Origin of the sequence: Sphingomonas sp. (assembly GCF_031380695.1) — a bacterium.
Lineage (GTDB): Bacteria > Pseudomonadota > Alphaproteobacteria > Sphingomonadales > Sphingomonadaceae > Sphingomicrobium.
This window is the reverse complement of the sequence record NZ_JANMWY010000041.1, coordinates 1-11,771: the sequence shown is the minus strand read 5'-3', so window position 1 is coordinate 11,771 and position 11,771 is coordinate 1. Positions and strand designations below refer to the sequence as shown.

Below are 11,771 nucleotides of genomic sequence, written 5' to 3'. Positions count from 1 at the left end.
CGCAGCCGGCGATGACGGGCACGCGGCCGTTCGACGTCTCGACCGCGAGGACGAACAAACGGTGCTGCTCCTCGTTCGACAGGGTCGGCACTTCGCCGGTGGTGCCGCACGGCACGATCGCGCTCGATCCTTCGGCGATCTGCCAGTCGACGAAGACTCGGAACGCCTCTTCATCAACACGTCCTGCCGCAAATGGAGTCACCAATGCCGGAATCGAGCCGGAAAACATCACGCTAGTCCTTTTCGTCGAGTCCGCCGCGCCATAGGGTGTGCGCCGCAGCAATTGTTCACCGCCTGATAAGGACCACGGTCGCATGATGTCCAGCATGAGGCGTACCGCATTCCTGATCCCGGTCCTGCTCGCCAGCGCGGCGAGTGGGTCGATGCAGGCGATCGACCTGACATTCCCGTCGACGCCGAGTTATTCGGTGGCGAGCGATATCGATTATTCGCTCGCCGACTGGCGGCGGCTGCGGGCGAGCGACGGCTATGCGTTCGGCGATTATGCCCGCTTCCTGATCGCCAATCCGGGCTGGCCGGGCGAGACGGCGATGCGCCGCGCGGCGGAGCGGCAGATGCGCGCCGGCGAGAGCGCGACGAGTGTCATCGCCTTCTTCCGCACGACCCCGCCGGTCAGTGGCAACGGCTTTGCCCGTCTGGCCGAGGCCTATGCCGCGACCGCCCAGCCGATCGAGGCGGCGGCGGCGGCGCGGTCGGCGCTGGCCAAGGCCGACCTGACCGCGACCGACGAGGCGAGCCTGATGCAGCGCTTCGCATCGCAGATGACGACCGCCGACTATGACAAGCGCGTCGATGCGATGCTGTTCGCGCGCAAGGCCGACGATGCGCAGCGGATGCTGGCGTGGGCGACCTCGGCGCGGCAGGCGGCGTTCACTGCTCGAATCGCGCTGCTCAACCGGTCGCCGGATGTAGAGACGCGCTATGCCGCAGTCGCACCGCAGGTCGCGAGCGACGCCGGGCTGCTGTTCGAGCGGGCGCGATACTTGCACGAGGCGGGGAGCGACACGGGTGCGCGTTATCTGCTGGCGCAGCCGCACCAATTCACCGCGCGACCGGCCAATGTCGCTGATTATCTCGACTTCGTACTGCTGATGGCACGCGGAGCGGCGGCGGAGCGGCAGTATCAGACGGCCTACAACATTGCGCGTCAGGTCGACGATATTTTCCCCGCCGGGGCCGATGTCGCGCTGCAGCCGCTACCGGTGCGCGACGATTATACGAGCCTGACCTGGCTCGGCGGCGAGATGGCAATGGCTTACCTGAGCCGGCCAGCCGATGCGCTCCCGCTCTTCGACCGCTATTCGCGCGGCGGCCGGTCGCTGCAAGTAATGACCAAGGGCAATTACTGGGCGGGGCGCGCGGCGACCATGTCCGGGCAGTTGCTGAGCGCGAGCAGCTATTTCGAACGGGCGGCGGCGGTGCCGGAGAGCTTTTACGGGCAGCTGGCGCTGGAGCGGCTGGCGCGACCGGTGCCGGCGCCGGGGGCCGCACCGACGCTGCTGGTGACCGACGCCCAGCGCTCGGCCTTCCAGCAGCGGCGGATCGTGCGGGCGATGCGGGCGCTCGGGGCAAGCGGACGGCGCGACGAGCAGACCCTGTTCGTGCGGGCGCTGTCCGAGGCGGTCGACAGCGATGCCGACCGGGTGCTGGCGGCGGAACTGGGCACGGCGCTGTCCCGGCCCGACCTCGGCGTGTGGACGGCGCGATCGGCGCGGATCAAGGGCGCAACCTTCTATTACAAGCCGGCGTTTCCCAACTACAGCGTCGCCGCCACCGGCCGGGCATGGTCGCTCACCCATGGCATCACGCGGCAAGAATCGAGTTTTGACCGCAATGCGGTCAGCGGCGCGGGCGCGCGCGGGATGATGCAGCTAATGACCGCCACTGCGGTCGAGCAAGCGCGCAAGATGGGCATTGAATATGACGGATACCGGCTGACGTCGGATCCGGCCTACAACATGATGCTCGGCAGCGCTTACTTCGCGCGCCTGTTTGACCGGTGGGGCGGCAGCTATCCGCTCGCCGTTGCCAGCTACAACGCCGGGTCGACCAATGTCGCCCGCTGGATCGCTGCCAATGGCGACCCGCGCCAGCCGGGGGTCGATGTGATCCGCTGGATCGAGGATATCCCGTTCACCGAGACGCGCGGCTATGTCCAGCGTGTGCTGGAGAACAGCGTAGTGTATGACCGGCTCAACCCGACGCTGATCCCGGCCGGGCCGATCCATCTGTCGCAATATCTCGGCAAGTCGCGGCCCGGCTGATGGCCGATGCCGACGAGGAGGGTGGCCGCCCTCCCCGCTTCATCACGCCGGCAGGGTTCAAGCGGCTGCGCGCCGAATATGACCAGCTGTTTGGGACCGAGCGGCCCAGACTGGTCGAGACGATTTCGTGGGCGGCGGGCATTGGCGACCGGTCGGAAAATGGCGACTACATCTATGGTCGTAAGCGTTTGCGCGAGATCGACCGGCGGATCTCCCATCTTGCGAGGGTGATGAAACAGGCGAAGCAGGTCGATCCGTCGGCGCAGGTCGAGCGCGACCGGGTGCGCTTCGGGGCAACGGTTGAACTGGTCGACGAGCAGGGTGAGCGGCGGGTGCTGACGCTGGTCGGCGAGGATGAGGCGGATGTGAGTGCGGGCCGGATCAACTGGACCGCGCCAATCGCGCGGGCACTGATCGGAGCCCAGGTCGGGGATGAGCGGGTCGTGCGATTGCCGGCGGGCGAGAAGAGTTATGAGGTGATGGCGATCAGCTACCCGGACTGATGCCCCCGATCCTGTTTTGTGCCGAGCGATGCTCTAGGCGACCTGCAACCCCGCGAGCGCTGGTTCGGCAACGGGAGGCTCCATCGGCACCGTCTTTTCCAGTGCCTCTGCAATGACCCCAAGGGCGTGCTCCGGTGCCGCCTTCCCGTCGTTGCCATCGATCCGCGTCCACGGCGCCCAGCGGGTGTCGGTCGCCTGAAGCAGTTCGGCCCAAGTCGCTTCGAGCGCGGCGCGGGTGGGCGCGGCGTCCGAAGCTTTGAGCAACCTTCGCCACGGGTCGGCGGCGCGCTCGGCGAGGCGGTCGGCGTGGACGCCGACGCTGACGTCGAAGAACAGCTTCACGATCAGCGTGCCATGGTCGCGCTGCTGGGCTTCGAATTCGTTGACCTCGTCGCAGCGGCGGGCCCAAGCCTTGTCGTCGATCGCGCCCAGCGCGCGCTGGTCGGCAAGGTGGCGACACCAGCTGCGGTGGAACAGGGCGGTCGTTCCGGCGGACGGCAGGCTTTGCCAGTAGCGGGCGAGCCAGTGGCGGCCCCGATCATCGCCGTCCTCGCAATGGACCGCGAAATGGCACGGATCCCACAGCGACGCGAGGCGGCGCAGCGCGGTCCGGCGGCCGCTGCCCTCCCATCCTTCGAACAGGATGATCGCGCGGTGGCCGTGGACGATCTGGGCGAGCTGCAGCCGGGCCAACCGTTTGGCCAGATGCTCAGTCTGCCCGGGCGACTCGTCGCCGCCCATCGCTCGTTCAATTTCCGTTAAATCCACTCAATATGCGTATCGCAACAGCAACGGCAACGCAATCGGCCGATGGCGGTTCAACCGATCTTGGGACCGTCATTCACGACCCGGATCGACAGTTCCTTCAGCTGCTTGTCGCTGACGGGCGCGGGGGCGTTCATCAGCAGGTCCTCGGCCTTCTGGTTCATCGGGAAGAGCACGACTTCGCGAATGTTGGGCTCGCCCGCCAGCAGCATGACAATGCGGTCGATACCGGGCGCGGAGCCACCGTGCGGCGGAGCGCCATAGTTGAACGCGCCGATCATGCCGGGGAAATTGGTGTCGACTTCTTCGCGCGTGTAGCCGGCGATCTCGAACGCCTTGTACATGATGTCCGGGCGATGGTTGCGGATCGCGCCCGAGGAGAGTTCGACGCCGTTGCAGACGATGTCATACTGCCAGGCGAGGATGTCGAGCGGGTCCATCGTCTCGAGCGCCTCGAGCTCGCCCTGCGGCATCGAGAAGGGGTTGTGGCTGAAGTCGACTTTCTTCGCCTCCTCGTCATATTCGAACATCGGGAAGTCGACGATCCAGCAGAATTTGAAGCTGCCTTGCTCGATCAGTCCGAGCTGTTCGGCGACGCGGGTGCGGGCGAGCCCGGCGAGCTTGGCGGCCTTCGCTTCGGGACCGGCGGCGAAGAACAGGCCGTCGTCGGGGCCGAGCCCAAGCTCGGCGGCGAGCGTGTCCATGCCCTCCGTGCCATGGTTCTTGGCAATCGGGCCACCCCATTCGCCGCCCTTGCGGGTGGCATAGCCGAGGCCGGCGAACCCTTCGCCGCGCGCCCAGTCGTTCATCTCGTCGAAGAATTTGCGGCTCTTCTCGGCGGTGTTCGGGGCGGGCACGGCGCGGACCGACATGCCCTTTTCGACGAGACCGGCGAACAGGCCGAAGCCCGAACCGACGAAATGCGCGCCGACATCGGCAATGCGCAGCGGGTTGCGCAGGTCGGGCTTGTCGCTGCCATATTTCAGCAGGGCTTCGCGGTAGGGAATGCGCGGGAAGTCGCCCGAGGCGGTGACCGACTTACCATTCGCGAATTCGGCGAACAGTCCGGCAAGGACCGGTTCGATCGCGTTGAACACGTCGTCTTGCGTCACGAAGCTCATCTCGAAATCGAGCTGGTAGAATTCGCCGGGCGAGCGGTCGGCACGGGCATCTTCATCGCGGAAGCAGGGCGCGATCTGGAAATAGCGGTCGAAGCCGGCGACCATCAGCAGCTGCTTGAACATTTGCGGCGCCTGCGGGAGCGCGTAGAATTTGCCGGGGTGAACGCGTGACGGCACGAGATAATCGCGCGCGCCTTCGGGACTGGACGCGGTCAGAATCGGGGTTTGAAACTCAGTAAAGCCCTGCGCAATCATGCGGTTACGGATCGACGCGATGACCGCCGAACGCAGCATGATATTGGCGTGAAGCCGCTCACGGCGGAGGTCGAGATAGCGGTATTTGAGGCGGATTTCCTCAGGGTATTCAGCCTCGCCAGCGACCGGCATCGGGAGTTCGGCGGCTGACGACTGCACCTCGACAATGTCGGCGATCACTTCGATATCGCCCGTCGCCAGCTTGGCGTTAACCGCGCCGCCCTCGCGCAAAACGACATTGCCGGTAACGGTCACGACCGATTCTACGCGCAGTCCGTCGAGGATGCGGAGCGCCTCGCTGCCGGCGCGGGCGACGATCTGGGTCAGGCCGTGATGATCGCGCAGGTCGATGAACAGGACCCCGCCATGATCGCGCTTGCGGTGAATCCAGCCGGACAGACGCGCGGTGGTGCCGACATCGGCAGCGCGCAGTTGGGCGCAGGTGTGGGTGCGGTAGGCGTGCATGGCTAGCTTTCAAATTCGTCATTCCCGACAAAGCGAGAACCCAGTTTCTTGTTTGCGCTGGGTCCCCGCTTGCGCGGGGATGACGAGGAATAACAGGCGCGCCGCTTCGCCCCGCACGACACGCTTTGTCAAGGCGGCGCGGCCCCGCTATGGCCTCGCCGACATGATGATTCACCCACTGATCGACAATGATGCCGACCTCGCTGCCCTGTGCGCGCGGCTCGCTACCCACGACTTTGTCGCCGTGGACACCGAGTTCATGCGTGAAAGCACCTATTGGCCCGAGCTGTGCCTGCTCCAGATCGCGTCAGTCGACGAGGCGGCGGCGATCGATCCGATGATCGGGCTCGACATGACTCCGCTGCTGGAGTTGCTGGTCAACAACCGCGATGTGCTCAAGGTCTTCCACGCCGGCGGGCAGGATCTGGAGATCATCCACAATATGACCGGCAAGGTGCCGATCCCGCTGTTCGACACGCAGATCGCGGCGATGGCGCTGGGGCATGGCGAGCAGATCGGTTACTCGAACCTGGTCGAATCGATGCTCGGCCACAGCCTCGACAAGGGGGCGCGCTTCACCGACTGGAGCCGACGGCCGCTCGACAAGCGCCAGATTGATTATGCCATCGCCGACGTCACCCACCTCGCGACGATTTTCCCGCGCATGGTCGACAAGCTGAAGCGCAACGGCCGCGGAGCGTGGCTCGACGAGGAGATGGAGCGGCTGGCCGATCCGTCGAGCTTCGATTTCCCGCCAGAGGATGCATGGAAGCGGCTCAAGCTGCCGGGGCGCAATGCGCAGGTGCTGGGCCGACTGCGCGCGATCGCAGCGTGGCGGGAGACCGAGGCGCGCGGGAAGAATCTGCCGCGAGGGCGGATCATCAAGGATGATACGCTGGGCGAACTGGCGTCGCACGCGCCCAAGACCCAGGAGGATCTGGGCAAGGTGCGCGGGCTGTCGGCGGGGTGGCGTAACAACGACATTGGCGCGCGGCTGATGATGGCGATCGGCAATGCCCGGCCGATCGAGCCCGACGAAATGCCAACGCGCGAACCGAACCGGCCGGGGCTGACGAAGGATGCGGCGCTGGTCAGCGACCTGCTCAAGCTGCTGCTCAAGATCCGGTCGAAGGAGACCGGGGTCGCGGCCAAGCTGATCGCGCGGTCAGACGAGCTTGAGGCGCTGGCGGCGGGGGTGCGCAAGGAGCTGCACATATTGTCCGGCTGGCGGTTCGAGGAATTCGGGCGCGATGCGCTCGACTTGGTCGAGGGACGGCTGGCGTTCGCAACCGAGAACGGCAAGCTCAAGATGACGCGGACGATTATGGACGTGGTCGAGGCTTAACCGAACTTGACCGCCGGTTCGCGACCCATCGCGGTTGCCAGCTGGCGCAGGCGGCGCTCGACCGCAATCGCGTAAATCGACTGGAAGCGAGGGGAGATGGTAAGCGTCACGCGCTTGGATGTCAGCTCGATCCGACTTTTGCGGAGGAGTGTCTCGGTGCCGCCGCTCAGTCGCTGGGCAAGGCGGATGGCGCGACCCCAGGCGCCCGCCCGCTCATTCTCGCCGGGGCGGAGCAGGTCGGCGATCCGGCCGCTGAACCCGTCACCGCCGAACACGGTGCACAGTGCGCGACCCAGAACCGCGCGGCCATGGCTATCGATCCCGACCCAGTTGCCGTGCAGCGCCATGTCGACCGCACGCTCGGCGCGGAAATCGGGGTGAGCGTTCCAGGCGATGTCGGCAAGCAGGCAGGCGGCGAGCCGCAGCCGCAGGTCGGCTGGTGCGTCGCTCGGGAACAGCGGCGCGATCCACTGGTCGAGCGCGGCGCCATGGTCGCCGAACCGGCCGAGCCGTTCGCCGACGTCGAGTGCCGAGGCGAGTAAGGGATCCTCGCGCCGGGTCGCTTCGTCGAGGTCGCGGTAGAGCAGCCCCTCGCGCAGCCCGAACGCGCTGACGATCACCTTGCGTGGGCCCAGCGTGGCGATCAGCGCATCGAACAGGGCGGCGGCAGCGGTCAGGGTGGGAAGACGCCCGGCCGAGACGCCGGTGCGCTTCTTGAGTTCGTCGAGTGGCGTCTCACGCAGAACTGCTCGCAACTCCTCAAGGCGCGCGGACGTAAAACGATGCTCGTGGACGATCGGCAGCGGGTGATTGGCCAGGCGCAGGTCGAGCTGGGCCAGCGCGCGAAACGATCCGCCGACGAGGTACAGGCCCTGGCTTCGGGCCGCACCCGCCAGCCGGCTACCACCCAGCGCCGCCTCGATTGTGTCACGCAGCCCGCTGGCGGTGGGCTGCGGCCCCATCCGCAGGACGCCGAGCGGGAGTGAAATCCCCTCGCCCGCCGCGCCGCGCGCGACTCCGATGAGCTCCAGGCTGCCACCGCCGAGGTCGGCGACGACGCCGTTGGCCCGGGGGATGGCGGACAGGACGCCGAGGCCGGACAGCTCCGCTTCCTCGGTGCCGGACAGCAAGCGCGGCTTTAGCCCCAGCGCGGTGACGCGCTTGAGGAAGTCGGCGCCGTTGCTGGCGTCGCGAACGGCGGCCGTGGCGACGGTGTGGAGCTTCTTCAGCCCGATTTCCTTGGCCAGCAGGCGGAAGCGACCGAGCGCGCCGATCGTTGCTTCGATCGAAGCCTGATCGAGCGCGCCAGTCTCGGCGATGCCCTTGCCGAGCGCGGCCATGATCTTCTCGTTGAACAGCGCGCTCGGCACGCGCGGCGATCCGCCATAGGCTACGAAGCGGACCGAGTTGGAGCCGATGTCGATGATTCCGACTGGGCCGAAGGGTCGTGCCGGGGAGAGATTCATCCGCGCTGGGTCAGACGCAGCTTAGGCACGGCCTTGCCGCCGAGCGCGGCGCCCCGCCCCGACAGCGACGGATTGGTCATGAAATAATGATGGAGGTTGAATGGCCGCTTGCCCGGCTTGACGCGGGTGTAGGTGCCGGACGGATCAAGCGTCCAGCTCTGCTCATTGTCGATGAGGTTGGCGATCATCACCTGGTCAAGCACCTGCGCATGCACCGTCGGATTCTCCAATGGCATCATGAACTCCACCCGCCGGTCGAAGTTGCGCGGCATCCAGTCGGCCGACGAAATATAGACCCGCGCCTTGGGGCTCGGCAGACGGGAGCCGTTGGCAAAGGCCCATATGCGGGAGTGCTCGAGGAAGCGGCCGACGATCGACTTGACGCGGATGCGCGACGACAGGCCGACGATCCCCGGACGGAGGCAGCAGACGCCGCGAATGATGAGGTCGATCGACACGCCCGCTTCGCTCGCTTCATAGAGCTTGTCGATAACGATGCGGTCGACCAGGCTGTTCATTTTCGCCCACATCGCGGCGGGCAGGCCCTGGCGGGCGTTGGCGATCTCGGTATCGAGCAGGCTGAGGATCTTGTCGCGAATGCCGACCGGCGACAAGGTCAGCAGCTCGAGCCCCTTGGGCGGGACATAGCCAGTGATGAGGTTGAACAGCTTGGCCGCATCGCGCGCGGCGCGGCGGCTGGCGGTGAAGAAGCTCAAATCGGTGTAGATACGCGCAGTCGTCGGGTGATAATTGCCGGTGCCGAAGTGGCAATAGGTACGCATTTGCGCGCCTTCGCGGCGGATGACCATCGACACTTTGGCGTGGGTCTTCCACTCGACGAAGCCGTAGATGACCTGCACGCCGGCGCGTTCGAGGCGGCTCGCCCAGAGCAGGTTCTGCTCCTCGTCGAAGCGGGCCTTCAGTTCGACCACGGCAGTGACCGACTTGCCGGCCTCGGCGGCGGCGACCAGCGCATCGACAATCGCCGACTGTTTGCCGGCGCGATAGAGGGTCTGCTTGATCGCGACGACGTCGGGGTCCTCCGCCGCCTGGCGAAGAAAGGCGACGACGACCTCGAAGCTTTCATAGGGGTGGTGGACGATTAAGTCCTTGGCGCGGATGGCGGCGAAGCAGTTGCCGTCATGCTCCATCACCCGCTCGGGAAAGCGCGGGCTGTAAGGCGTGAACTTGAGGTCGGGCCGATCGGCCTCGACCAGCAGGGCGAGGTCGGTTATGCCGATAAATCCGGCGCTCTCGGCGACCAGCGCGACTTCGGCGTGAAGGCCGGTGCGCACCATCGTCTCAAGGTCGTCGGGCGTATCGGCGAGGAATTCGAGGCGGATGACACGACCGCGGCGGCGGCGCTTGATCGCGGTGCGGAAGTAGCGGACGAGATCCTCGGCCTCCTCCTCGACCTCAATGTCGCTGTCACGCAGCACGCGAAAGGCGCCGCTGCCGAGCACCGTGAAGCCAGGGAACAGCAGGTCGAACTGGTTGCGGATCAGCGTCTCGATGGCGATGTAGCGAAACCCGCTGCCGGGTAGGCGGATGAAGCGCGGCAGGGTCGCGGGGATCATCAGCAACTCAGTCACCGGCTCGCGCTCGCCGGGGGTCTCGAGATTGAAGACCAGGCTGAACATGCCGTTGGGAATAAACGGAAAGGGATGCGACGGGTCGATCGCCTGCGGCGTGAGGACGGGCAAGATCTGCTCACGGAAATGCTTGTCGAGCCAACCGCGCTCGTCGGTGCTGCAGTCGTCGAACGTGAGCACGTGAAAGTCATGCTCGACCAGGCATTCGCGAAGGACGATCCATTCCTTCTGCTGCGCCACGACCAGAGCATCGGCATCTTCGCCGATCGCCGCCAGTTGCTGCGTCGGGGTCAGGCCATCGGTCGAGCGTTCCTCGACCCCGAGCAGTTGCTGGCCCTTCAGCCCGGCGACCCGTGTCATGAAAAATTCGTCGAGGTTGGAGCCGGAGATCGACAGGAAGCGCAGCCGCTCAAGTACCGGATGGCTGGCGTTCTCCGCCTCTTCCAGCACGCGCCGGTTGAACGCCAACCACGACAGTTCGCGATTGAAGAAGCGCTCCGGGCCGAAGCCGGCCAGCGTATCGGGCTGAAGATCCTCGCGCGCGCTCATGCCGCCTTCCCTACTCCGATCAGCCCGGCCTGGTCGAGCGCGCGGCGGATCACCGGGATGGTCAGGCGGGCGCGCTCGGCGATGGCAAAGCGGTCGACCGCCTCGACGATTCGCTCGGCGCTCCAGTAGCTGCGCTCAACGCGGGTGGTGACGTAACGCAGGGCCTCGGCAGGGAGGTGGAGGCCGCGATCGGCAAAATAAAGCTGGATGAGGCCCGCGAACAGCGCGTCATCGGGCTGCTCGATCCGCGTCACCGGCGTGATCGCGAGGCGGGTGCGCAGGTCGGGCAGGCGCACCGCCCACGCCGGTGGCCCTTCGTCGGCGACGATCACCAGCGGGTGGCCGCTGTCCTGTGCTGCGTTCCAGGCATGGAACAGCGCTTCTTCGTCATGCTCATGCGCATCGTCGAACAGGCGGCCGTGCACACGGGCGACGAAATTGCGGGCGAGTAGCGAGCGGCCCGAACGGCGCGGCCCGGTCAGCAGAGTCGCCTTGACCGGCCACAGCGCCCATTGCCGGAAATGATCATAGGCGGCGCGATTGGCGTCGCCGAGGATGAACCGCTCGGCATCGCCCGACCGCGGCCAGTCGAGCGGCAGCGCGATCTGGTCGACGGGACGGGTCATTGGCCTGGGGGTGGAGCGGCCTGCGGCGGCGGCGGGCTGCTCACTGGAGGTGCCGGGCGGCCGAGCACGCGGGTCAGTCGCAGCTGCCCGCCGACGATGTCGACGTTCCACCCGGTCGACGCCAGCGCTTCGCGGAAGGCGCCGAGATCGCCGTGGTAGGTCGCGGTCATCGTGCTCGTCCCGCCGATCGCGACGCTGGTCTCGTTCAGCGAATCGACCCCCGGGATGGCGCGGATCTGCCCCTCGACGGCAGCGAGTGCCGCGCCGTCGGACGCCGAAATGAGCAGCTGAAAGGCTTCGGCCGGGACAGCCACATCGGCCACCGTCGCTTCCTCGACCGGCGGCGGCGCGGCGATCGGCAGGTCGAGCGACGAATCGCGGCGCAGCTGGCCGGCGGCAAAGGCGGCGCCGAACATCGCATCCATCTTTTGCACGCCGGTGTTCATCAGCGCCGACAGATCGCCACCGTTGTGATCGGTCGCCTCGAACGAGCCGATGATCGCGCCGTCGGGACCATGGCGGGCGACGAAATGGGCGACGGCGGGCCCACCGGGGTAAAGCCGCTTCAGGCTTACCTCCGCGACCAGCACGTCCGATGCGCCATAATAATCGATGATGTTGCGCCACCAACCGCGACCGGGCCGGTCGACCTGCGCGGCGTTGATCAGTAGCGGGTCGACGCCGAGGCCGGAGGGCCGGACATAGTCGATCGCGCTGGTCGAGGTGCGGAAGACCGCCCACGCCCGCTGCCACACGTTGCGCGTCTCCAGGCTGGTCGGGGTGCCGCCGGTGATGGTCA

At 66.6% G+C, this 11,771-nt stretch carries 9 protein-coding genes and 1 pseudogene; 3 read left to right on the top strand and 7 right to left on the bottom strand.

Annotated features, from left to right (window positions below; genetic code table 11):
* On the bottom strand, positions 1-229 hold a 229-nt coding region (locus tag RMN84_RS01525), incomplete at its 3' end, for a dihydrodipicolinate synthase family protein (protein ID WP_309610445.1).
* Between the two features lie 97 nt (positions 230-326).
* Between RMN84_RS01525 and RMN84_RS01520 the strand changes: the two genes are divergently transcribed.
* Together RMN84_RS01520 and greB are read left to right on the top strand one after the other, a co-directional pair.
* Positions 327-2,285 carry a lytic transglycosylase domain-containing protein gene (locus RMN84_RS01520; RefSeq protein WP_309610444.1) on the top strand — a complete coding sequence of 653 codons (1,959 nt, stop codon included), beginning with the start codon at positions 327-329 and terminating at the stop codon, positions 2,283-2,285.
* Positions 2,285-2,788, top strand: coding sequence for a transcription elongation factor GreB (gene greB, locus RMN84_RS01515; protein ID WP_309610443.1), 504 nt, complete (start codon positions 2,285-2,287; stop codon positions 2,786-2,788). Before RMN84_RS01520 ends, greB begins: the two co-directional genes overlap by 1 nt.
* A 33-nt stretch (positions 2,789-2,821) precedes the next feature.
* Here the strand turns inward: greB and RMN84_RS01510 are convergent, their stop codons facing one another.
* Entirely contained in the window at positions 2,822-3,529 is a 708-nt protein-coding gene (locus RMN84_RS01510) for a polyphosphate kinase (RefSeq protein ID WP_309610442.1), read from the bottom strand.
* A gap of 77 nt (positions 3,530-3,606) precedes the next feature.
* The gene (gene aspS, locus RMN84_RS01505; protein ID WP_309610441.1) at positions 3,607-5,394 is read right to left on the bottom strand and encodes an aspartate--tRNA ligase; all 1,788 of its coding nucleotides are present in this window, start codon (positions 5,392-5,394) and stop codon (positions 3,607-3,609) included.
* A gap of 163 nt (positions 5,395-5,557) precedes the next feature.
* Here aspS and rnd point away from each other — a divergent pair, with 163 nt between their 5' ends.
* Positions 5,558-6,739: a ribonuclease D gene (rnd, locus tag RMN84_RS01500; protein WP_309610440.1), complete on the top strand. Its 1,182-nt coding sequence runs from the start codon at positions 5,558-5,560 to the stop codon at positions 6,737-6,739.
* Here rnd and RMN84_RS01495 read toward each other — a convergent pair.
* The 4 genes and pseudogenes from RMN84_RS01495 to RMN84_RS01480 all read right to left on the bottom strand — a co-directional run.
* Positions 6,736-8,205 (bottom strand): Ppx/GppA family phosphatase, encoded by a 1,470-nt coding sequence (locus tag RMN84_RS01495; protein ID WP_309610439.1) that lies wholly within the window; start codon positions 8,203-8,205, stop codon positions 6,736-6,738. The genes rnd and RMN84_RS01495 overlap by 4 nt on opposite strands.
* A complete protein-coding gene (locus RMN84_RS01490) occupies positions 8,202-10,346 on the bottom strand; it encodes an RNA degradosome polyphosphate kinase (RefSeq protein ID WP_309610438.1) in 2,145 nt (714 codons plus the stop codon). Before RMN84_RS01490 ends, RMN84_RS01495 begins: the two co-directional genes overlap by 4 nt.
* The gene (locus RMN84_RS01485) at positions 10,343-10,972 is read right to left on the bottom strand and encodes an HdaA/DnaA family protein (protein WP_309610437.1); all 630 of its coding nucleotides are present in this window, start codon (positions 10,970-10,972) and stop codon (positions 10,343-10,345) included. Before RMN84_RS01485 ends, RMN84_RS01490 begins: the two co-directional genes overlap by 4 nt.
* A pseudogene (locus RMN84_RS01480) lies at positions 10,969-11,771 on the bottom strand (heavy-metal-associated domain-containing protein); the annotation flags it as partial. The gene RMN84_RS01485 and the pseudogene RMN84_RS01480, both read right to left, overlap by 4 nt.